Origin of the sequence: Rhodococcus tibetensis, assembly GCF_024438035.1 — a bacterium.
GTDB classification, from domain to species: Bacteria; Actinomycetota; Actinomycetes; order Mycobacteriales; family Mycobacteriaceae; genus Rhodococcus_F; species Rhodococcus_F tibetensis.
Genome location: NZ_JANFQF010000013.1, coordinates 102,168 through 123,649, shown reverse-complemented (window position 1 = coordinate 123,649; position 21,482 = coordinate 102,168). Strand labels below are relative to the sequence as shown.

The 21,482-nt window shown below is 64.9% G+C and carries 17 protein-coding genes and 2 pseudogenes; 15 read left to right on the top strand and 4 right to left on the bottom strand.

Going from position 1 to position 21,482, the window contains the following annotated elements; translation table 11 throughout:
• Positions 1-81 precede the first annotated feature (81 nt).
• The gene (gene aceA / locus NOF53_RS16890; RefSeq protein ID WP_255970759.1) at positions 82-1,371 is read right to left on the bottom strand and encodes an isocitrate lyase; all 1,290 of its coding nucleotides are present in this window, start codon (positions 1,369-1,371) and stop codon (positions 82-84) included.
• Between the two features lie 517 nt (positions 1,372-1,888).
• Between aceA and ramB the strand changes: the two genes are divergently transcribed.
• The 9 genes from ramB to NOF53_RS16845 all read left to right on the top strand — a co-directional run bounded on the left by ramB (position 1,889) and on the right by NOF53_RS16845 (position 10,525).
• Positions 1,889-3,301: an acetate metabolism transcriptional regulator RamB gene (ramB, locus tag NOF53_RS16885; RefSeq protein ID WP_255970757.1), complete on the top strand. Its 1,413-nt coding sequence runs from the start codon at positions 1,889-1,891 to the stop codon at positions 3,299-3,301.
• A 209-nt stretch (positions 3,302-3,510) separates the two neighbouring features.
• Positions 3,511-4,764 carry an urea ABC transporter substrate-binding protein gene (gene urtA, locus NOF53_RS16880; RefSeq protein ID WP_255970755.1) on the top strand — a complete coding sequence of 418 codons (1,254 nt, stop codon included), beginning with the start codon at positions 3,511-3,513 and terminating at the stop codon, positions 4,762-4,764.
• 43 nt (positions 4,765-4,807) lie between these two features.
• A complete protein-coding gene (gene urtB, locus NOF53_RS16875) occupies positions 4,808-5,692 on the top strand; it encodes an urea ABC transporter permease subunit UrtB (RefSeq protein ID WP_255970753.1) in 885 nt (294 codons plus the stop codon).
• The gene (gene urtC / locus NOF53_RS16870) at positions 5,689-6,804 is read left to right on the top strand and encodes an urea ABC transporter permease subunit UrtC (RefSeq protein WP_255970751.1); all 1,116 of its coding nucleotides are present in this window, start codon (positions 5,689-5,691) and stop codon (positions 6,802-6,804) included. Before urtB ends, urtC begins: the two co-directional genes overlap by 4 nt.
• Positions 6,801-7,664 (top strand): urea ABC transporter ATP-binding protein UrtD, encoded by an 864-nt coding sequence (gene urtD, locus NOF53_RS16865; protein WP_255970749.1) that lies wholly within the window; start codon positions 6,801-6,803, stop codon positions 7,662-7,664. Before urtC ends, urtD begins: the two co-directional genes overlap by 4 nt.
• Complete coding sequence (gene urtE, locus NOF53_RS16860) at positions 7,651-8,364, top strand: urea ABC transporter ATP-binding subunit UrtE (protein WP_255970747.1); 714 nt, start codon at positions 7,651-7,653, stop codon at positions 8,362-8,364. The genes urtD and urtE overlap by 14 nt, the downstream gene beginning before the upstream one ends.
• Complete coding sequence (locus NOF53_RS16855) at positions 8,364-9,062, top strand: GntR family transcriptional regulator (protein WP_255970745.1); 699 nt, start codon at positions 8,364-8,366, stop codon at positions 9,060-9,062. Before urtE ends, NOF53_RS16855 begins: the two co-directional genes overlap by 1 nt.
• Before the next feature lie 99 nt (positions 9,063-9,161).
• Positions 9,162-9,995: an SDR family NAD(P)-dependent oxidoreductase gene (locus NOF53_RS16850; RefSeq protein WP_255970743.1), complete on the top strand. Its 834-nt coding sequence runs from the start codon at positions 9,162-9,164 to the stop codon at positions 9,993-9,995.
• On the top strand, positions 9,992-10,525 hold the full coding sequence (locus NOF53_RS16845; RefSeq protein WP_255970741.1) for a carboxymuconolactone decarboxylase family protein: 534 nt from the start codon (positions 9,992-9,994) through the stop codon (positions 10,523-10,525). The genes NOF53_RS16850 and NOF53_RS16845 overlap by 4 nt, the downstream gene beginning before the upstream one ends.
• A gap of 26 nt (positions 10,526-10,551) precedes the next feature.
• Here NOF53_RS16845 and NOF53_RS16840 read toward each other — a convergent pair whose 3' ends face one another.
• Positions 10,552-11,166 (bottom strand): GyrI-like domain-containing protein, encoded by a 615-nt coding sequence (locus NOF53_RS16840; RefSeq protein WP_255970739.1) that lies wholly within the window; start codon positions 11,164-11,166, stop codon positions 10,552-10,554.
• A 185-nt stretch (positions 11,167-11,351) separates the two neighbouring features.
• On the opposite strand from NOF53_RS16840, the pseudogene NOF53_RS16835 reads away from it, so the two are divergent.
• The 5 genes and pseudogenes from NOF53_RS16835 to atzF form a co-directional block, all read left to right on the top strand.
• A pseudogene (locus NOF53_RS16835) lies at positions 11,352-11,763 on the top strand (transposase family protein); the annotation flags it as partial.
• 361 nt (positions 11,764-12,124) lie between these two features.
• Positions 12,125-12,796: a hypothetical protein gene (locus tag NOF53_RS16830; protein WP_255970737.1), complete on the top strand. Its 672-nt coding sequence runs from the start codon at positions 12,125-12,127 to the stop codon at positions 12,794-12,796.
• 12 nt (positions 12,797-12,808) lie between these two features.
• Positions 12,809-13,113 (top strand): annotated as a pseudogene (locus NOF53_RS16825) (TIGR00366 family protein); the annotation flags it as partial.
• An 80-nt stretch (positions 13,114-13,193) separates the two neighbouring features.
• Positions 13,194-16,826, top strand: a complete 3,633-nt coding sequence (gene uca / locus NOF53_RS16820; RefSeq protein ID WP_255970735.1) for an urea carboxylase — start codon at positions 13,194-13,196, stop codon at positions 16,824-16,826.
• Between the two features lie 5 nt (positions 16,827-16,831).
• Positions 16,832-18,565 carry an allophanate hydrolase gene (gene atzF, locus NOF53_RS16815; protein WP_374212625.1) on the top strand — a complete coding sequence of 578 codons (1,734 nt, stop codon included), beginning with the start codon at positions 16,832-16,834 and terminating at the stop codon, positions 18,563-18,565.
• Positions 18,566-18,568: 3 nt separating this feature from the next.
• On the opposite strand, the gene NOF53_RS16810 is transcribed toward atzF, so the two are convergent.
• Complete coding sequence (locus tag NOF53_RS16810; RefSeq protein ID WP_255970731.1) at positions 18,569-19,444, bottom strand: SDR family oxidoreductase; 876 nt, start codon at positions 19,442-19,444, stop codon at positions 18,569-18,571.
• Between the two features lie 118 nt (positions 19,445-19,562).
• On the opposite strand from NOF53_RS16810, the gene NOF53_RS16805 reads away from it, so the two are divergent.
• The gene (locus tag NOF53_RS16805) at positions 19,563-19,976 is read left to right on the top strand and encodes a winged helix-turn-helix transcriptional regulator (protein ID WP_255970730.1); all 414 of its coding nucleotides are present in this window, start codon (positions 19,563-19,565) and stop codon (positions 19,974-19,976) included.
• A 58-nt stretch (positions 19,977-20,034) separates the two neighbouring features.
• On the opposite strand, the gene lpdA is transcribed toward NOF53_RS16805, so the two are convergent.
• Positions 20,035-21,438 (bottom strand): dihydrolipoyl dehydrogenase, encoded by a 1,404-nt coding sequence (lpdA, locus tag NOF53_RS16800; protein ID WP_255970728.1) that lies wholly within the window; start codon positions 21,436-21,438, stop codon positions 20,035-20,037.
• Between the last annotated feature and the right edge of the window lie 44 nt (positions 21,439-21,482).

Genomic DNA, 21,482 nt, shown 5'->3' with positions numbered 1-21,482 from the left:
GGCCTGGAAAAAGGGCCCTCCCGGGGGTCGGGATTGATCAGGTCACACCGTGATCGGTCGAAGCCTTGTCGAGGACAAGGCTCAGTGGAACTGACCCTCTTCGGTGGAGCCCTTCAGAGCAGCCGTCGACGTGTTGGGGTCGACCGTGGTGGCGATGCTGTCGAAGTAGCCGGCACCGACCTCACGCTGGTGCTTGATGGCGGTGAAGCCACGCTCCTCGGCGGCCTTGAACTCGCGCTCCTGCAGGTCGACGAAGGCGGTCATGCCCTCACGGGCGTAGCCGTGGGCCAGGTCGAACATGCCGTAGTTGAGCGAGTGGAAGCCGGCGAGGGTGATGAACTGGAACTTGAAGCCCATCGCGCCGAGCTCCTTCTGGAATTTCGCGATGGTCGCGTCGTCCAGGTGGGCCTTCCAGTTGAAGGACGGCGAGCAGTTGTAGGCGAGCAGCTGGTCCGGGAATTCGCTGCGAACGGACTCGGCGAACCTCTTGGCGACTTCGAGGTCCGGCACGCCGGTCTCCATCCAGATGAGGTCGGCGTACGGCGCGTATGCCTTGGCGCGAGCGATGCACGGCTCGATGCCGTTCTTGACGCCGTAGAAGCCCTCGGCAGTGCGGGTTCCGTCCAGGAACTCCTGGTCGCGCTCGTCCACGTCGGACGTGATGAGGGTCGCGGCCTCGGCATCGGTGCGGGCGATGACCACGGTGGGGACGTCCGCGACGTCGGCCGCGAGGCGAGCCGAGGTCAGGGTGCGGATGTGCTGCTGGGTGGGGATCAGCACCTTGCCACCGAGGTGACCGCACTTCTTCTCCGACGCGAGCTGGTCCTCCCAGTGCGAACCGGCGACACCGGCCGCGATCATGGCCTTCTGCAGCTCGTAGACGTTGAGCGCGCCACCGAAGCCTGCTTCGCCGTCGGCGACGATCGGGGCGAGCCAGTTTTCGACGGACGTGTCGCCCTCGACCTTGGCGATCTCGTCGGCGCGCAGCAGCGCGTTGTTGATGCGGCGCACGACCTGCGGGACCGAGTTGGCCGGGTAGAGGCTCTGGTCGGGGTAGGTGTGTCCCGACAGGTTCGCGTCGCCGGCGACCTGCCAACCGGACAGGTAGATGGCCTTGAGGCCTGCACGAACCTGCTGAACGGCCTGGTTACCGGTCAGTGCGCCCAGCGAGTTGATGTAGTCCTCGTTGTTCACGAGGTCCCAGAGGATCTCGGAACCACGGCGTGCGAGGGTCTGCTCTTCGACAACGGTGCCCTGGAGCTTGGTGACCTGCTCCGCCGTGTAGTTGCGGGTTACTCCCTTCCAGCGCGGGTTGGTGTCCCAATCCTGCTGAATCTCAGCTGCGGTCTTCGGGGTGCCGGTGGTCGACATCAAGACTCCATCTCTTCGATCTGCTGGTCCGGTACGGATGTACTGCTTCACATCCTTGCCAGGCCCTTCTTAGGTACGTACTGAGAATGACACAAGCAAAAAGTGCCGTCTACCTGTTGCTAATGCCAATCTTCGCTAGCTTTTCACCACGCCTTGCAAACTTTGCGAAGAAGGATTGGGGCTCGACCTCTCCGTTCGGGGAGGAAAGATACCCGTCAGTAGCAAAAAGGCGCAGGTCGTGAACGCAATGCACGCAACTTGCCGTACACAGATAGTCGGGGCCACCCGACGCGGCCGACGCGGCCGGTTCTCCGGAAGCCGGCGTCGTTCGCAACCGAATTGTGATGGCAATCACCAGGGAGTTTCGGCCGCGTGGCCTCGGCGCACCGGTCGGTGGCACTTCCGGCGCCTCCAATGCACCAAAGGGTCACTCGCTCGGCCGCCGCGGGCGCACACCACCCGCGAAGGCTGCGAAGCCGCTGTTGCGAACCCCGCGAACCGTTCGTATCCTGGGGAAATGTCGAAGACCTTCGTCGGTACCCGGTTGCGCCAGCTCCGCACCGAGCGAGGCATGAGCCAGGCCGCACTGGCCAAGACGCTCGAGATCTCCGCCAGCTACCTCAACCAGATCGAGCACGACGTCCGGCCGCTCACCGTGCCGGTCCTGCTGCGGATCAGCGAGGTGTTCGGCGTCGACACCACCTTCTTCTCCTCCCAGGACGACACCCGACTGATCGCAGAGATGCGGGAGGTTGCCCTCGACCAGGAGATGGGCATCGACGCCGACGCGCAGGAGATCGCGGAGATGGTGGCGTCGCATCCGGGTCTGGCGAAGGCCATGGTCAACATGCACCGCCGTTTCCGCAACACCACCGCACAGTTGGCGGCCGCCACCGAGGACCGATTCAGCGACGGCAGCGGCAGCGGTTCCATCACGATGCCGCACGAAGAGGTCCGGGACTACTTCTATCAGCGTCAGAACTATCTGCACGAGCTCGATACTGCGGCGGAAGAGCTCACGGCCCGCCTGCGTTTCCACCGCGGCGACGTGGGTGGTGAAATGGCCCGCAGGCTGGAGACGGTGCACGACGTGCAGATCGTCCGGCGGATCGACCTGGGCGAGAACGTGCTGCACCGGTACGACCCGGAGTCGCGGTTGCTGGAGATTTCGACGCACCTCTCGGGCGGGCAGCAGGTGTTCAAATTCGCCACCGAGCTGGCCTACCTGGAGTACGGCGAGCTCCTCGACAAGATGGTGGCGGAGGGCGGTTTCACCAGTGACGAGTCGGTTGCGCTGGCCCGGCTGGGACTCGCCAACTACTTCGCTGCCGCGACCGTGCTGCCCTACGGGCAATTCCACGATGTCGCCGAAGACTTCCGGTACGACATCGAGCGCCTGTCGGCTTTCTACTCGGTCAGTTACGAGACCGTCTGCCACCGCCTCTCCACCTTGCAGCGGCCGAAGCTGCGCGGTGTGCCGTTCATGTTCGTCCGCGTCGACCGCGCCGGGAACATGTCGAAGCGCCAATCCGCCACGGGCTTCCACTTCTCGACGAGCGGTGGCACCTGCCCGCTGTGGAACGTCTACGAGACGTTCGCGTACCCGGGCAAGATCATGAATCAGATCGCGCAGATGCCCGACGGCCGCCGGTATCTCTGGGTCGCGCGCACAGTCGAGCGTCGCGCCGCCCGCTACGGTCAGCCTGCCAAGATCTTCGCCATCGGGCTCGGCTGCGAGATCCGGCACGCCCATCGCCTGGTCTACGGCGACGGACTCGACCTCGACGAGTCCAATCCCGGCACGCCGATCGGCGCCGGCTGCCGGGTGTGCGAGCGGGTCAACTGCCCGCAGCGGGCGTTCCCGCCTCTGGGCAAACAACTCGACATCAGTGAGCACCGCAGTTCGGTGTCCCCCTACCTTATTCGGTGAGGGACTGCACTTTCCGCAGCGTGCCGCTGCCCTGTGAGCGCTTGTTCACACGTCTGTAATTCGCGACACGAAGACGTCACCGAGAGACATTCAGGCGCAACAACCGCCGCTTAATGTTCGCCCCACGAATACACCTCTGTATACGTGGGGCGGATACATCCGTTCCGGAATACGGGGTTCTCCACCTCCTCCGACGGAAAGGCCCGTACATGCGCACCTTCTCCAAGCGCGCCCTCGCTGCACCGACCGCGCTCGCCGCGATCGGGCTCGTGCTGACCGGATGCGGCAGCAAGGCGTCCGACACGACCGGCGAGTCCACCGCGGCGTCCTGCGTGGACACCTCCGGGGACACGATCAAGGTCGGGTCGCTCAACTCGCTGTCCGGCACCATGGCCATCAGTGAGGTGACCGTCCGGGATTCGATCGCGCTCGCGGTCGACGAAATCAACAGCGCCGGCGGCGTGCTCGGCAAGAAGATTCAGATCGTGGCCGAGGACGGCGCCTCGGAGCCCACCGTCTTCGCCGAGAAGGCCGAGAAGCTGATCAGCAGCGACTGTGTGGCAGCGGTATTCGGTGGCTGGACCTCCTCGAGCCGCAAGGCGATGCTCCCGGTGTTCGAGGACAACAACTCCCTGCTCTACTACCCCGTCCAGTACGAGGGCCTCGAAGATTCGAAGAACATCTTCTACACGGGTGCCACCACCAACCAGCAGATCGTTCCGGCCCTCGACTACTTGAAGGAGAAGGGCGTCAAGTCCCTGTACCTGGTGGGTAGCGACTACGTGTTCCCGCAGACCGCGAACCGCATCATCAAAGCGTACGCCGAGGCAAACGGCATCGACATCAAGGGCGAGGACTACACGCCGCTCGGTTCCACCGACTTCTCTACCATCGTCAACAAGGTCCGCTCTGCCGACGCCGACGCCGTCTTCAACACGCTCAATGGTGACTCGAACGTCGCGTTCTTCCGCGAGTACAAGAATGTCGGACTGACCGCGCAGGACATGCCGGTCGTGTCGGTGTCGATTGCCGAGGAGGAAGTCGGCGGTATCGGCGTCCAGAACATCGAGGGTCAGCTGACGGCCTGGGACTACTACCAGACCATCGACACTCCGGAGAACAAGAAGTTCGTCGACGCGTACAAGGCCCGGTACGGCGCCGCCAAGCCGACGTCGGACCCGATGGAAGCCGCCTACACCTCCGTCTACCTGTGGAAGAACACCGTGGAGAAGGCGAATTCGTTTGCCACGGCGGACGTTCAGGCGAACGCGGACGGTGTCACGTTCGCCGCGCCGGAGGGACTGGTCACCATCGACGGTTCCAACCACCACATCAGCAAGACGGCGCGCATCGGTGAGATCCGGGGAGACGGGCTGATCTACACGGTCTGGGATTCCGGAACCCCGATCGAGCCGGACCCGTACCTGAAGTCCTACCCCTGGGCCGAGTCGCTGGGTAGCTAGCAACACGTCCGACGAGTAGAGGGAAGAGAGAGGACATGCATCGATGGATGTAGTGATCGGACAGTTGTTCACCGGGTTGAGTATCGGATCCATCCTGTTGCTCGCAGCGCTGGGACTGTCACTGACGTTCGGTCAGATGGGCGTCATCAACATGGCCCACGGCGAGTTCATCATGGCGGGTTCGTACACGGCATATGTGGTGCAGCAGGTGATTTCGAGCGCCACCGGGTCCCTGTTCGTCTCTCTGCTCGTCGGCTTCGTGGTCGGGGGCGCCATGGGCGTCCTCCTCGAGGTGACCCTGGTCAAGCGCATGTACCACCGTCCGCTGGACACCTTGCTGGTGACGTTCGGGGTGGGCTTGATCCTGCAGCAACTCGCGAGAGACCTCTTCGGTGCACCGGCGGTCAACGTCGTCGCACCGGGGTGGCTCTCGGGCGGTGTGGAGATTCTGGGAGCGGTAGTTCCCAAGGCGCGTCTGTTCATCCTCGTGCTCGCCGTCGTCTCGGTGGTGGCGCTGTCGCTGGCACTGAAGAGGTCGTCGATGGGCCGTCGTATCCGGGCGGTCGTGCAGAACCGCGACCTGGCCGAGACGAGTGGGATCTCCAGTCGCCGTACCGATGTGACGACGTTCTTCATCGGGTCCGGTCTTGCCGGTGTCGCGGGTGTGGCGCTCACCCTGATCGGCTCGACCAGTCCGACCATCGGTCAGAGCTACCTCATCGACGCCTTCCTGGTGGTCGTGGTCGGCGGCCTGGGGCAGATGAAGGGTGCGGTGATCGCCGCGTTCGCACTCGGCCTGCTGAATTCGTTCATCGAGTACTCGACCACGGCGTCGATCGCCAAGGTCATCGTATTCGTGGTCATCGTGGTGTTCCTCCAGGTTCGGCCACAGGGCCTGTTCGCCGTCAAGACGAGGAGTCTCGTATGAGCATCCTGACGAGTGGCCGTTACCGTGCTTGGGCCGGCTTCGCGCTCGCCGCGCTCCTGCTGTTCGTTCTCGCCCCTGCGGTTCTCAGTGATTTCCGGCTGAGTTTGCTCGGGAAGTTCCTGTGCTTCGCGATCGTCGCAGTCGGTATCGGTCTCGCGTGGGGCCGCGGCGGCATGCTCACGCTCGGCCAGGGTGTGTTCTTCGGGCTCGGCGCCTACATGATGGCCATGCATCTGAAGATTTCGGACGCCGAGCTCCGCGGTGACACCGTGCCGGACTTCATGCAGATCGCGGGCATCCGGGAACTGCCGGGCTACTGGGTGCCGTTCACGTCCCCGGTCGTGACCGTGCTGGGCATTCTGCTGATCCCAGGACTCGTAGCCTTCGCTCTGGGTCTCGGCGTGTTCAAACGCCGCGTCAAAGGCGCATATTTCGCGATCCTCAGCCAAGCGCTCGCCGCCGCGTTCGCAATCCTTCTCGTCGGGCAGCAGACCACCGGTGGCAGCAACGGCCTCAATCGATTTCGCACATTCTTCGGTTTCAACCTGAACGATCCCGCCAACAAACAGATGCTGTTCTTCATCGCCGCCGGCGTTCTCCTCGCGGTGGTGGCCATCGTGCGGCAACTGATGAACAGCCGCTACGGTGAACTGCTCGTCGCCGTCCGCGACCAGGAAGAACGTGTCCGCTTCCTCGGTTACGACCCGGCGAACATCAAACTCGTCGCCTACGTGACCGCCGCCTTCTTCGCCGGGATCGCCGGCGCGCTGTTCGTGCCGATCGTCGGAATCATCTCCCCCGCCGACGTCGGAATCGTCCCCTCGATTGCCTTCCTGATCGGTGTCGCCATCGGTGGCCGCGCCACGTTGCTCGGCCCGGTTCTGGGTGCGATCGGTGTCGCGTGGGCGCAGAGCGCCTTCTCGGAGTCGTTCCCGTCCGGCTGGACCTACGCGCAGGGTCTGCTGTTCATCGTGGTGGTCGGATTCTTCCCGGCCGGGGTTGCCGGCCTGTTCGCACTGCTTAAACGAAAGAAGGCGTCGTCCCACGAGCCGGAACCCACCGAGCCCGGCGACGAGACCGAGGCCACGGAACGAATGGAGCTGGCCCGATGACCACGTCCACCCCAGCCAAGGAACCTGTGCTCGGTGGAAACGCCGGGATGTCGAGCGAGTACCTCGAGGTGCGCGACCTTCGCGTCAGCTTCGACGGATTCAAGGCGGTCGACGGCGTCGATCTCACTCTGCTGCAGGGCGATCTGCGGTTCCTCATCGGACCCAACGGCGCCGGCAAGACCACTCTCGTCGACGCCGTCACCGGGCTCGTCCCCGCGACGGGATCGGTCACGAAATCCGGTGTCGAACTGATCGGCAAGAAGGTTCACCGCATCGCCCGGCTCGGGGTGGGACGCACGTTCCAGACCGCGAGCGTGTTCGAGGAACTGACCGTCCTGCAGAACCTCGACATCGCCGCGGGCGCCGGCCGGTCCGCGCTGACACTGCTGCGCCGACGCAGGACTGTACTCCCCGCCATCGAGGAGGCACTCGACGTCACGGGTCTCGGCAAGCTCCGCAACACCCCGGCGGGGATCCTCGCGCACGGGCAGAAACAGTGGCTCGAGATCGGAATGCTGCTGGTGCAGAACTGCTCGGTACTGCTGCTCGACGAGCCAGTGGCCGGGATGAGCCACGAGGAGCGGGATGAAACGGGTAACCTGCTGCGCCGCATCGGTGGTGAGCGGACCGTCGTGGTGGTCGAGCACGACATGGACTTCATGCGCGCCTTTGCCACGTCGGTGACCGTGCTACACGCGGGAAAGGTGTTGAGCGAGGGCACCGTCGAACAGGTTCAGGCCGACCCCCGCGTGCAGGAGGTCTACCTCGGGACCGCCGCTGCCGGTGCCGCTCCCGAGCTGCAACCGGACGCCCCGACCGGCGACACGATCGACAAGGAGGACAGCGATGCTCGAGCTTGACGGCGTCCGGGCCGGTTACGGCCGAACCGAGGTGATACATGGCGTGTCGCTGACGGTTCCGGTGGACGGCGTAGCAGCGGTGATGGGGCACAACGGTGCGGGCAAGACGACGCTTCTGCGCGCTGCGGTCGGACTGATCTCGGTGAACTCCGGGAAGGTGTTGTTCGACGGCGAGGACGTCACCACCTTGCGCCCCAGCGCGAGGGTTGCGCGCGGGCTCGCCTACGTCCCGCAGGGCCAGCAGTCGTTCGGGCAATTGACCACCGCCGAGAACCTTCAGGTGGTTGCAGACGGCCGCAAGCGCGGAAAGGAACTCATCGGGGAGGCACTCGATCTGTTTCCCGCGTTGCGCGGCCTTCTCGAACGACGGGCCGGTCTGCTCTCGGGCGGTCAGCGTCAGCAGCTGGCCATTGCGCGGGCACTGATCACCGAGCCGAAGATGTTGATTCTCGACGAACCGACCGAGGGCATTCAGCCGTCCGTGGTCGCGGAGATCGAACGCACGATCGTGGCGCTCACACGTCGTGGCGGACTCGGAGTTCTCCTCGTGGAGCAGCACATCGGGTTCGCGCTCGAATCGGCCGAGCGGTATTACGTGCTCGAGTCGGGGCGGGTCACTTCCTCGGGCGCCGGCGGCGCCGCACCCGAGTCCGATGTCCGTACCGCGGTCTCCGACGTCCGTGCGGCGATGGCAATCTGATGGCTCGTCGAGAATCGGCCGGTCCACTGAGCGACCAGGTGTACCTGGCGCTGCGGACCGACCTGATGAGCGGGCAGATTCCGCCCGGACAGCGTCTCGGTGAGGAGCGCCTCGCCGAGACGTACGGAGTGTCCCGGACGCCGGTACGTGAGGCGCTGGCTCGTCTGCTGGCGGACGGGCTCGTGCAGCGCGACGTGGGTGGGCTCTTTCCGTACCGCCCGCGCATCGACGAACTCGCAGGGCTCTACGAACTGCGCATCACGCTCGAACTACAGGGCATCGCCCGCGTCCGGGCCGACGAGTTGTTGCATCACGACCCCGACGTCCTGGGGCCCGAACTCGACAAGTGGTACGCCCTGCGGAAGGAGATGCCGGAGCCCGACGCCGGGTTCGTCGTACTCGACGAGCAGTTCCACACCGTGCTGCTGCGGGCCGCGGGCAACCAGGCGTTGTCGGACGCACTCGTCAACGTGAACGCCAAAGTGCGACCGGTGCGGATGTTCGACTACCTCACGCCCGACCGCATGACTGCGACCATCGACGAGCACATTTCGGTGGCCGAACTGGCGCTCGATCGCAAACTCGATGCCGCATACGACGCACTGTTGACGCACATCAGCGAGTCGCGCGAAGTGGTGATCGAACGCGCCGAGCAGGCGCTTTCGCTCGCGCGCATGGCCTGGGCCGTCCGCGATTGAGACGGAAAGCTCCGCAGTCGCGCACTTTTCTCCACTGGGAAGCCGAGCGAGTGCTAGCGTCTTGCTACCGCTCGGTAACACAGGTTGGGAACCCGCTTCATGCCACGCACTATCCAAGAGAATCTGCTCGGCCGCCGTGTCCTGATCACTGGCGCAGCCCGCGGCATCGGAGCCGGTCTGGCCAGGCGACTCCACGAGCGGGGAGCCCGCGTGGGGCTGCTGGGTCTCGAACCCGAACTCCTCGAGCAGACCGCCACCGCCTGCGGCCGGGCGCCGTGGCGCCTGTGCGACGTCCGCGACCGTGACGCCGTCGAGGACGCCTTCGACTATTTGGCGGACCGGATGGACGGCATCGATGTGGTCGTCGCGAACGCTGGAGTCACCACTCCACCGCAGGTCGTCGACGGTGACCCGGCAGTGATGCGGTACGCCATCGAGGTCAACGTGATGGGTACCTACCACACGCTTCGGGCCGCCGGGCGGTACCTGGGACACCGCAACGGGTATGCCTTGGTCGTGGCGTCGTCGACCGCCATCACCGCACCACGTGGCGTGCATGGCTCCACCAGAGGAGGCGCCGCCGAACTCGGGCGAGCTCTGAGGGAGGAGATGAAGCACCACGGAACCCGAGTGGGTATCGCCACCGTCGGCGACATCGACACCGACCGGACGGTGATCGGGTTCGATGGCGCACCGGTGGCGCCGAGCGGTGGCGTGCTCTTCAAGACTGCCTCGATCACCGTTGCGGTGGACGCGCTCGAACGGGGCATCGCCGGCCGCAAGAGTCGGATCTACACCCCGTCCCGGATGCCCGGCACCGAATCGGTGCGTATGCTCGCCCAGCGAGCCTCGCAGATGACCCGCTCGATCGAAATACCCACGTATGCAACCGTTCCCATGCGGGGGCGATCCCAACGAAAGGGAGCGGCATGAGCGCACGCATTCCACCAGGACGGCTGAAGGAGCTCGGCCCGGTCAACTGGGTGCTGTGGCGGATCCTCTCGGCCGTCGCCGGGGTCCCGGACGCGCATCTGTTCAGCACGGTGGGCCGCACGAAGGGCCTGTTCCGTGCGTGGTTGCACTATTCCGGCAAGCTCATGCCGGGCGGAAAGATTTCCCGCCACGAGACCGAAATGATCATTCTCCGCGTGGCCCATCTGCGGAACTGCGGGTACGAAATGGATCACCACGTGCGCCTCGGACGCCGCGCCGGTATCACCCCGGCACTTCTCGAACAGGTGCTCGAGGGTCCTGGCGCCGAGGGCTGGGATGCACGCCGCCGCGCAATCCTTGCCGCCGTCGATCAACTCGTCACCACCGACAATCTCGACGATGCCGCGTGGTCGGATCTCGGCGCCCACTTCGACGACCGTCGGATGATCGAGTTCTGTTTTCTGGTGACCCAGTACGACGCTCTGGCCACCACGATCGGCACACTGCGGATCGAGCGGGACTATTCGTAGACACCGATCCGACCCACTCCTCTTCGCTAGGCAGGGCGGACGGGTTGGCGGAGAATCGTCCGTAGTTTCGCCGACGCCGTCCTGCGGGCGTCACTGAGATAGATCTCGTGGTGGTCTCCGTTGAAGGCCAGTCCGTGCTCGGGCATGAACTTGTCGTGCAGTCGGGCGAGGGTAGGTGCCTCGTCGTCGTACGAGCCGATGTGCAGGATCTGCACGCTCTGACCTTCGGTGAAGGTGAGCGGGCGCAGCAGGTCGAGAGCGGGCAGCTCCTTCTTGGCAGCGGCGACCGCCCGCGCATCCTCGATGTCGGCCGTGGTGATCCACTCGGGCTGCACGATCATCATCGTCCAATCCCAACTGTCCTTGTCGCGGGTGACGAAGCTGCGCAAGTCCGCGGCACGCCACAGCCCTTCGAGCGGTCCGACGACGAAGTCTCGGCCGTGGTTCTTACTGGCGAATTTGATCGTGTAGGCGGTGGCATACAGCGCCTCGATAGCGGCGGCGTGCTCAGCTGACGTGTTCGGGTCGCCATGGCCGTCCACGGCGATATAGGTCAGCTCCGGGACGTCGACGAGAGCGAACCCTGTGGCGCTCGGCGCGTACAGCTTCTTGTGCGCCTTCTTGCAGTCGTACTTGTCCACGGTGACGCCTTTCCTGTTTCTGCATTTCTGCAGTCGGTGTCTGCGTATGTCGGCCTTGTCTGCGCTGAAGTCTGCATCGATAGTCACCGATTAAGCGCGAAGCGATCGCTGATGTCGAGTCAGGCCGGTGAACAACATCATCGCGTGGCACACCGACCGACTGCACCAGCAGCCGATAAAACTCGAGCTGTTTCGACCAGGCCAGCGGCCTTGCCGTTCGCCAACCACCAACCCGCCGCTGCGAACGTGACACAAGAAACTCGGCCGCATCCACGACGGTGGCGGACACCGCAAGTTCGGGCGCATCATCGGCAACAAGAGAAGGCCCGCGGTTACGCCTTCCTCCACCATGCGGTCGACAACGACTCCCCTCTCACCCATTCGAGGCACACTCCGACGAACGCAAGGCGACAGCCGCCGCGTTCTGGGGACGGGCTCGCAGGTTCTTACGCCGAACACGGCATCGAGGTGCGGGCGGTATTGACCGACAACGGTTACTGCTATCGCTCACCTTCTTGGCAGCGGCGCTCGGTCCGAACGTCAGGCACTGCTACACCAGCCCTATCGTCCGCAGCCAACGGAAAGTTAGAGCGATTCACCGGACCTCGTTGGCACCGTTAACACCGACTTGAGCCCAGCCGGAAGTCACGTCGGCGAACGGTGACGCCAACAACCGCGTCATGCGGCGAAGCAAGCACGGAAAGTAGCGAAATCGGCCTGGGGTAAGGCCAAGTGACTAACCGACCAGTCTGTCGGTCGTCTCAAATATCGTTGACGCATGACCACCGCTACTGATGTCTCGACACCGCCCGATTACCGACACCCAAAGTGTTACGCGAACACACGAGGTGGGTGCTCGACCAAGATTTCCGGCGAGCACTACCTCTCTCATGGCCTGATCAAGCTCTTCTCGTTCGACGACCCAGAGTTCCGGATCGGCCACGACAATGGGCTGGGTGTGCGTCGCCCGGTGCAGCCGAAAGAGTTCAAGGCGAATGTGCTGTGCACTACCCACAACCAAGCACTGAGTCCGGCGGATGACGCGGCTATCGCCTTCGCGTCGTTCCTCCGGGGAATTGCACTGAAGTGGATGGGCGGAACAGGAGAGTGGGGCCGGGCCGAATCGATCACGATCTCCGGAGACGACCTCCAACGCTGGGTCCTTAAAATGTTCCTCACGCACGCTGCGGTCGGCTCGTTCAAACTGGATGGCAAACAGGTCAACACCCCGATCTCCGCCGATGCGGTAGACCTGTTGCTAAACCGCAGTCAGTGGCCGGAAACTTGGGGCTTGTGCGTGCATGGCGACCCGACAAACGACATGCTGAAGATGGACCCGTTCTCGGTCGACGTACTCGAAAACTGGTGGGGATACTTCCCGCTGTTAACAACGTGGGATCAAACTCTGTGCGGCGGAGTTGCCGAGCTCACCGGCGTCGGGCTCGGAATCAGTCTGTTCAACCAGGGCCGCGATGTAGGGGCACTGGACGACCCTCGGCACCCACTTCGAGGCTCCGTGCAACGCCCGAGGTCGATGTCCTGGGTTGTCGACGGCGTCGAGAAGAAAATTGAGTTCACATGGACTGACAGCTGGGTCCATCGCACCGCCACATGGACGATGCGCCGGTAACCGGCCGACGAGGGGGTCTTCATCACCTCCGGCGGCGGAAAATGGCTGGTCGAGGCCCCGTATGTCATGCAGGCGGCCACCGACGTCCAGATGAATCTGGGCTGGACGGTTCAGATCTGCAACGTGGCCGAGGCACTGCCCAACCTCGTGAATCCGTTCTTCATGCTGCCGCTCCTGGCGGTGCTGAAGCTGCGCGCCCGCGACCTCGTGGGATTTACATTCCTGCAGTTCATGTTCCACTGCCGGTGGTCCTACTGTTGGTGTGGTTGCGCGGGATGACATTCGACTACGTGCCGCCGGTAATACCCACGCCATGACGGCGCGCGAGAGGTTCTACTAACCCACGCTTTACCGCGAGAAATCTCCGTGAAACACGCCGTCCATAGCGTATACAGACATGTCCACAGGGATGAATACGCCGCCGGTCGAGTACTCGTTCGACACACTCCTCGTAGCGAATCGGGGCGAAATCGCCTGTCGGATCATGCGCTCGGCGCACATTCTGGGGCTCAAGACGGTGGCCGTGTATTCCGACGCCGACGCGGCGGCTGCACACGTCGAGATGGCCGACATGGCCGTGCGACTCGGACCCGCACCCGCCGCCGAGTCGTACCTACGCGCCGATGCCGTCGTCGAGGCGGCGTTGGCCACCGGCGCGGGCGCGATCCATCCGGGGTACGGGTTTCTTTCCGAGAACGGCGCGTTTGCCACAGCGGCCGAGTCGGCGGGCATCGCCTTCGTGGGTCCCACGCCGGAACAGCTGCGCATCTTCGGGAACAAGCACACTGCCCGCGAAGCGGCACGTGCTGTAGGGGTTCCCCTCGTTCCGGGCAGCGGACTCCTCGATTCGGTGGATGCGGCGCTGTCCGCAGCCTCGGACATCGGGTACCCCGTGATCATCAAGGCCGTCGGTGGCGGCGGCGGAATCGGCATGCAGGCCTGTTTCGACGCCGCTGACCTCAGGGAAGCGTACGACCGCGTCCAGCGGCTGGCCGAGGCGAACTTCTCGTCCTCGGGGGTGTTCCTCGAACGCTTCGTTGCCCGGGCTCGGCACATCGAAGTGCAGATCTTCGGTGACGGTCTCGGACGTACCCTCAGCCTCGGCACCCGCGACTGCTCACTCCAGCGGCGCCATCAGAAGGTGGTTGAAGAGGCCCCCGCACCCGGACTGCCCGACGATGTCGTGGAGCAATTGCTCAGCTGTTCCCGCACTTTGGCGTCCTCCGTCGACTATCGATCCGCAGGGACGGTCGAGTTCGTCTACGACGCGGATCGCGGAGAGGCGTCGTTCCTCGAGATGAATACTCGGCTGCAGGTGGAGCATCCGGTCACCGAGGAGGTCACCGGCATCGATCTGGTCGAGTGGATGCTTCGGTTGGCACGAGGCGATTCGTCCATGCTCGACGGCCTCCCCGACACCGGACCGGACATCATCGGAGCCGCGGTTGAGGCGCGGATCTACGCCGAGGACCCAGGCCACGACTACCGTCCCAGCGCGGGGTTGCTCACCGGAGTCGAGTTCCCGGCTCACACCCGGGTGGAGACGTGGGTCGACACCGGCACCGACGTGAGCCCGTACTACGACCCGATGCTCGCCAAGGTGATTACTCGTGGGCACCGGCGCAAGAGTGCATTCGCCGCTTTGGCCGAGGCCCTGTCCGACACGCACATCTACGGAATACAGACGAACCTGGCCCAGCTGCGTCGAATTTGTACTGCCGAGGACGTTCTCGACGCCGTGCACACCACCGACTTCCTGGCCGACCTTCGTTCCACCGGCCGCCGTGTCGACGTCCTCCGGGCGGGGACCATGACCACCGTTCAGGACTTTCCCGGGCGAATCGGGCTGTGGAGCGTGGGCATTCCGCCGTCCGGCCCGATGGACGACCTCTCCTTCCAGCTCGTCAACTCTGCCGTCGGCAACCCTGCCGGGGCGCCCGGACTCGAATGCACCCTGCAGGGTCCGCGGCTCGCGTTCTCCGACGCCACCCTGATCTGCGTCGGTGGCGCGGACGCGCCGGTCACCGTCGACGGCAAACCCGTTCCGCTGTGGGAACCCGTCGAGGTGCCCGCCGGTTCCGTTCTCGACATCGGCAGTCCCACCGATACCGGTCTGCGCACGTACCTCGCCGTTCGCGGCGGCATCGACGCGCCGCTCTTTCACGGCAGCGCTTCCACGTTCCCGCTCGGCGGTTTCGGCGGAATCACCGGTAAGGCAGTTGCCACCGGCGACGTACTCGGACTCGTCGAAGACGCCGAAGGCTCGAGCACCCCACACCCCGTCCCTGAGGAGTCGCGGCCCGTCTGCACTCACCTGTGGCATCTGGCGGTCACCGAGGGGCCGCAGTCCGCGCCCTCGTACTTCACCGAATCCGACATGGCGCAGTTCTACGACGCCACCTGGAAAGTGCAGACCCACGCCAATCGCACCGGTCTCCGCCTCGACGGACCCAAACCCACCTGGTCCCGGGCCGACGGCGGGGAGGCGGGACTCCACCCGTCGAACCTCCACGACAACCCGTACAGCGTGGGTGCGCTCAACATCTCCGGCGACACACCGATCCTCCTCGGTCCCGACGGCCCCAGCCTCGGCGGCTTCGCCTGCCCGCTCACCGTGGTCAGCGCCCATCGGTGGAAGCTCGGGCAGATCCGGCCGGGCGATCAGGTGCGGTTCGTGGCGGTGTCCGATTCCGATGCGCACGCACTTCGGAGTTCCGATTCCTCTCGGGCCGTGGATGTTCCGCTCGGTAGCAGACCCGCCGTGGGGGCTGACGGAGGCGTACTGAGGCGGGTCGAGCCCGTGCTGGACCGTCCGGCGGTGGCGTATCTCCGGGGAGGAGACGACAACATCCTTGTCGAATACGGTGAACAGAAGCTCGACCTCGGGCTCCGGATGCGCGTGCACGCGCTGTCGGAGAAGCTGGCCCGACGCAGTGTGCGCGGCATCATCGACATCACGCCGGGGGTGCGGTCGCTGCACCTGCATTTCGACCCGGACGTCCTCCCCGGTGGCCGCCTCCTCGACATCCTGCAGGACATCGAGGAACTGTTGCCCGCCACGCATGACCTGGTAGTTCCGAGCCGAACGGTCCGCTTGCCGTTGTCCTTCGACGACCCGTCCATCGCAGAGGCGATCGACCGATACCGCAGCGGCGTCCGGAACGAGGCTCCGTGGCTGCCCTCCAACACCGAATTCATCCGGCGCATCAATGGTTTGAGCAGTGTCGACGAAGTTCGCGACACCGTGTTCGATGCCGAGTACCTGGTTCTCGGGCTCGGCGACGTCTACCTCGGTGCCCCACTGGCCGTGCCACTCGATCCCCGGCACCGCCTGGTCACCACCAAGTACAACCCGGCACGCACCTGGACGCCGTCCGATGCCGTCGGCATCGGCGGAAAGTACCTGTGCGTCTACGGCATGGAGTCGCCGGGCGGATACCAACTGATAGGCCGCACGGTACCCATCTGGTCCGGTTACCGGCAGCACCGCCCCTTCGACGAGGGCACACCCTGGATGTTCCGGTTCTTCGACCGCATCGTCTGGGAACCGGTGACCCCGGAGGAACTGCGGAAGTACCGCGAGCAGGCCATGGCGGGCCGGTTCGATACCGAGATCTCCGAGGGCACCTTCGCACTCGCCGATCACCTGAAGTTCCTTACCGACAACGCCGAGTCGATCGCAGCGTTCAACCGCAGGCAGTCGGCGGCATTCGACGCCGAGAAGTCTGCGTGGCGTGCGTCCGGTGAATACGACCGTGTCGAACCGCCACCCCTCCCCGAACAGCCGCCACTCGACCTGCCACCCGGCGCGGTCGTCGTCGAAGCTCCCCTGGTGGGCAGTGTGTGGCGAGTCGAGGTGAAGGTCGGGCAGCGGATCCGGCTCGGGGACAACGCCGTGGTGCTCGAGGCCATGAAACTGGAGATGCCGGTGCCTGCGACCGTCTCCGGGACCGTGCTGCAGGTGCTTGTTTCGCCGGGATCGATCGTCGAACCCGGTGCCCCTCTCCTCGTGATCGGAGCAGAAAACTGATGAGTGTGAGTGTCGATGCCAAGAAGCTCGGGCGGACCATCCTCTCGCCCACCGAACGCGTCGACGACGCCTTCCGTCGGATCGCTGCGGTGGACCGCCCGGAGATCTGGATCACCCTTCGGCCCGCCGAGGACGTGTACGCCGATGCGGCCGCAGTCGAGTCGAGAATCGCTGCAGGCGAGGAACTCCCTCTGGCAGGTCAGATTCTCGCAGTCAAGGACAACATCGATGTCGCGGGGCTGACGACGACGGCGGGGTGCCCCGAGTTCGGCTATGTGCCCGCCCACACCGCGACTGCCGTCCGTCGACTGGTCGATCAGGGTGCCGTCGTCCTCGGTAAGACGAACCTCGACCAGTTCGCGACCGGCCTGGTGGGCACCCGCAGTCCCTATGGGGCGGTGCGCTGCTCGTGGAATCCCGAGCGGGTGTCCGGTGGATCGAGTTCCGGCTCGGCCGTCGCCGTGGCCCTCGGCATCGCCGATATCGGGATCGGTACCGACACAGCCGGTTCGGGAAGGGTGCCGGCAGCGTTCAACGGCCTCGTCGGTATCAAGGCCACACTGGGCGTGATCCCCGCGGACGGCGTCGTTCCCGCCTGTGCCGACTTCGACTGTGTCACCCTGTTTGCCACCGAACTCGACACCGCGGCCGCGGCGGCCCGGATCATGGCCGGGCCGGCGCCGAGGGACCCGCGCAGCCGCGCATGGCCGGCCGACGTGAGGCTGGCGGCGCCCGCGCAGGCACGGGTCGCGATCCCCCGCGAGGAGGACCTCGCCGCGCTCTGTCCGGAGTACCGATCGGCATTCGACGACACAGTCACATCACTGGCGAACAAGGGCTTTCGCGTCGAGACGGTAGACATCTCGGCGCTGCTCGACGCCGCCCGGTTGCTGTACGACGGCGCAGTCGTCGCCGAGCGGTACACCGCTGTCGGGCGGTTCCTCGACACCGCACCGGCGGGCGCCGATCCGGTGGTCACCGCCATCGTCGAATCGGCGAGGAAGCCGGCTGGCCACGAGTTCGCCGCCGACCTCGACACGCTCGTTCGCGTCAAGGCGCAGACGAGGGAACTGCTGGCCGGTTTCGACGGCCTCCTGCTGCCCACCACCACCGAGCATCCCACCATCGCTGCCGTTCAGGCCGACCCGATCGACATCAACCGCCGCATGGGCACGTACACGAACTTCTGCAACCTGCTCGACATGGCGGCAGTGGCGGTCCCCGGCATCCCGACGGCCGGAGGTGAACCGTTCGGTGTCATGTTCGTGGTTCCGGCGTTCGCCGATCAGGTGGCAGTGGACCTCGCTGCCCGACTCACCGATGTTCCCGCGCCCGCGTTGGTCGAGGACGGTATCGAGCTCGCGGTGTTCGGGGCACACCTGCGCGGGCAGCCTCTCCACTTCCAACTGGAGGACATCGGCGCGCGTTTCGTGGAAACCGTCACCACCACTGATGCTTACCGGCTCACCGCACTCGCCACCACACCGCCCAAGCCCGGGCTGGTTCGCCGGGGTCCCGGTGCGGGCGCACCCATCGTCGGAGAGTTGTTCCGAGTCTCCCCCGCCGGATTGGGACGGTTCCTGGCAGCACTTCCGGCGCCGATGGCGCTGACGAGTGTCGAACTGTCCGACGGCCGCGCCGTGGTGGGCTTCAGCTGCACCCACGACGCGGTCGACGGCGCCACCGACATCACCGAGTTCGGCAGTTGGGTGGCCTATCTCGCTGCTCCGCAGCCGTGAGCACTAATTGACAACCCGCGGTTGAGAAGCACTCACAGCGAGGACGGTGGCAACCGGGGTCGAGTTGCGGCCGATCAGCTTGTGCAGGTCGCCGCTCTGGGTGTCGAGGGCGCCGGTGGCTATTCCTGCATCGGAATCGGCGAGCATCTGCGCCACCGGTGCCGGCAAGCCGGCGCCTTCGAGGAGTGCGGCGTACTCGCTCTGCGGGAGGTCCTTGTACGACACCGGGCTACCGACCGCCGCGGAGAAGGCCTCTGCCAGCTGTCCGTACGTCAGCCGCTCGTCACCACCGAGTTCGTACACCGCGCCCGCCTGTCCGTCGGCGAGCAGGACGGCGGCGGCCGCCTCGGCGTAGTCCTTCCGCGCGGCCCCGGCGATGATGCCGTTTCCTGCGCTGCCGAACAGTGCACCTGTCTCACGGGCCGTCGCCACGCTGCTCAGGTAGTTCTCCCAGTACCAACCATTTCGCAGCAATGCGAAGTCGATCCCGGACTGGGCGATCACATCCTCGGTGGCGCGGTGCTCGGCAGCCAATCCGAGCGGACTCTTCTGCGCATCGAGGATGCTGGTGTAGGCAATGAACCCGACACCGGCGAGCTTGGCCGCGTCGATGACGTTGCCGTGCTGGACTACTCGTTGCCCGAGATCGGAGCCTGACACGAGGAGCAGCTTGTCGACACCACTCACAGCCTTGTCGAGCGTGTCGCGGTCGCTGTAATCGGCCTGCCGAACGTCGACACCCTTGTCTGCGAGGTCTGTGGCCTTGGCCGGGGTACGGACGAGTGCCACGATCTCCCCAGCTGGGGTGCCCTTGTCGAGAAGAGCCTCGACGACGAGGCGGCCGAGGTGTCCGGTTGCACCGGTGACAGCAATGGTCATGGGATCTCCTTGAGTGTGAGGTTGTCTGTTCAAGCACGCACGTCCCATTATGCACTAATTTTTTGTAAGTGCAAGTGGCAAAGTAAGTACTGCACATGTGAGCGGTAGAGTGGTGACCATGCCCGACGCCGCACAGACACCACGAGAAAACGCAGACGTCACCCTCGAGGCCGACGTCTTCGCCCGCGGGTGCACGTCTCGCGAGACCCTGCAGACGGTCACCGGCCGATGGGGTGTGCTCGCGCTCGCGGCGCTGGCCGAGGGCAACTACCGCTTCAGCGCACTCCGCCGACGCGTCGACGGGGTCAGTGAACGCATGCTGTCGCAGACCCTGCAGGCCCTGGAGCGAGACGGTCTCGTAGTCCGTGACGTACTCGAGGCGATTCCCCCGAAGGTGGAGTACAGCCTGACACCGCTCGGCGCCGAGATCGCCACGCGCCTCGTCGGATTGATCGAACTGGTCGAGTCGCGGATGCCTGAAGTGTGGTCGGCGCAACAGAAATACGCCGAACGCCGAACCGACCGGGCATAGTCCCCATACGCGAACGAGGCCCGCACAGTATCTGTGCGGGCCTCGTCGGTGTCGAGGGTCAGAAGTTGATCATGTGCCCGGCGAGGCCGTGGATGGCCTCCTGCAGGGCTTCGCTGAGCGTGGGGTGCGTGTGCACATTGCGGGCCAGTTCGTTGACCGTGAGATCCCACTTCTGCGCGAGAGTCAGCTCGGGCAGCAGTTCGGAGACGTCGGGGCCGATGAGGTGGCCGCCGAGCAGTTCGCCGTACTTGGTGTCGGAGATCAGCTTGACGAAACCGGTGGAGTCACCGAGACCGTGGGCCTTGCCGTTGGCGGCGAACGGGAAGTTCGCCACCTTGATGTCGTAGCCCTCATCCTTCGCCTGCTGCTCGGTGAGACCGAAGCTGGCCACCTGCGGCTGACAGAACGTGGCGCGCGGCATCATCCGGTAATCGTCGATCGGCAGCGTCTCGGCGCCGGCGATCGTCTCGGCCGCCACTACACCCTGGGCCTCGGCCACGTGCGCGAGCTGCAGCTTCATCGTCACGTCACCGATGGCGTAGATGTGCGGGACGGACGTCTGCATCGTGTCGGTGATGCCGATGGCACCGCGATCGGTGAGCTGCACGCCGGTCTTCTCGAGACCGAAGCCCTCCACCCGCGGGGCGAACCCGACCGACTGCATCACCTTGTCGACCACGACGGTTTCGATCTCACCGCTCTTGTTGTCCTTGATCGAGACGGTGACCTTGCTGCCGTCGTCATCGATGCTCTGCACCGCGGCGCCGGTCTTGACCTTGACGCCGAGCTTCTTGTACTGCTTCTCGATCTCCTTGGAGATGTCCGCGTCTTCGTTGGGCAGCGCCCGATCGAGGAACTCGACGATAGTGACGTCCACGCCGTAGTTCTTCAGGACATAGCCGAACTCCATGCCGATCGCACCGGCTCCGACGATGAGGATCGAACCCGGCAGATCACGGGTCATGATCTGCTCTTCGTAGGTGACGACGTTCTCGCTCAGCGAGGTACCCGGCAACAACTTGGTGGTCGAACCGGTCGCGATGATGGCGTTGTCGAACGTCACCGTCTCGGTGCCACCCTTGGTCAGCTCGACCTCGATGGTGTTGGCATCGGTGAAGGTGCCCTTGCCGTCGTACTCGGGGATCTTGTTCTTCTTCATCAAGAAGTGAATGCCCTTGACGCGCCCCTCCGCGACCTTGCGGCTGCGGTCGTAGGCTGCGCCGAAGTCGAAGGATGCTTCACCGGTGATGCCGAACAACTTGGCCTCTTTCGTGAAGAGATGCGCAAGCTCGGCATTGCGGAGAAGAGCCTTCGAGGGGATGCAGCCGACGTTCAGGCACACACCACCCCAGTACTTCTGCTCGATGATGGCAGTGCTCAATCCCAGCTGTGCCGCGCGGATAGCAGCGACGTACCCACCGGGACCGGCTCCGAGGACAACGACGTCATAGTGTGAGGTCACGGTTGTTCAGGGTAGTCCCGTCCGGAATCGGTGTCTCACCTCGG

Bases quoted from the DNA above. Each gene is read 5' to 3' on its own strand.
- aceA (WP_255970759.1), bottom strand. From the start codon at position 1,371: ATGTCGACCACCGGCACCCCGAAGACCGCAGCTGAGATTCAGCAGGAT.
- ramB (WP_255970757.1), top strand. From the start codon at position 1,889: ATGTCGAAGACCTTCGTCGGTACCCGGTTGCGCCAGCTCCGCACCGAG.
- urtA (WP_255970755.1), top strand. From the start codon at position 3,511: ATGCGCACCTTCTCCAAGCGCGCCCTCGCTGCACCGACCGCGCTCGCC.
- urtB (WP_255970753.1), top strand. From the start codon at position 4,808: ATGGATGTAGTGATCGGACAGTTGTTCACCGGGTTGAGTATCGGATCC.
- urtC (WP_255970751.1), top strand. From the start codon at position 5,689: ATGAGCATCCTGACGAGTGGCCGTTACCGTGCTTGGGCCGGCTTCGCG.
- urtD (WP_255970749.1), top strand. From the start codon at position 6,801: ATGACCACGTCCACCCCAGCCAAGGAACCTGTGCTCGGTGGAAACGCC.
- urtE (WP_255970747.1), top strand. From the start codon at position 7,651: ATGCTCGAGCTTGACGGCGTCCGGGCCGGTTACGGCCGAACCGAGGTG.
- NOF53_RS16855 (WP_255970745.1), top strand. From the start codon at position 8,364: ATGGCTCGTCGAGAATCGGCCGGTCCACTGAGCGACCAGGTGTACCTG.
- NOF53_RS16850 (WP_255970743.1), top strand. From the start codon at position 9,162: ATGCCACGCACTATCCAAGAGAATCTGCTCGGCCGCCGTGTCCTGATC.
- NOF53_RS16845 (WP_255970741.1), top strand. From the start codon at position 9,992: ATGAGCGCACGCATTCCACCAGGACGGCTGAAGGAGCTCGGCCCGGTC.
- uca (WP_255970735.1), top strand. From the start codon at position 13,194: ATGTCCACAGGGATGAATACGCCGCCGGTCGAGTACTCGTTCGACACA.
- NOF53_RS16810 (WP_255970731.1), bottom strand. From the start codon at position 19,444: ATGACCATTGCTGTCACCGGTGCAACCGGACACCTCGGCCGCCTCGTC.
- NOF53_RS16805 (WP_255970730.1), top strand. From the start codon at position 19,563: ATGCCCGACGCCGCACAGACACCACGAGAAAACGCAGACGTCACCCTC.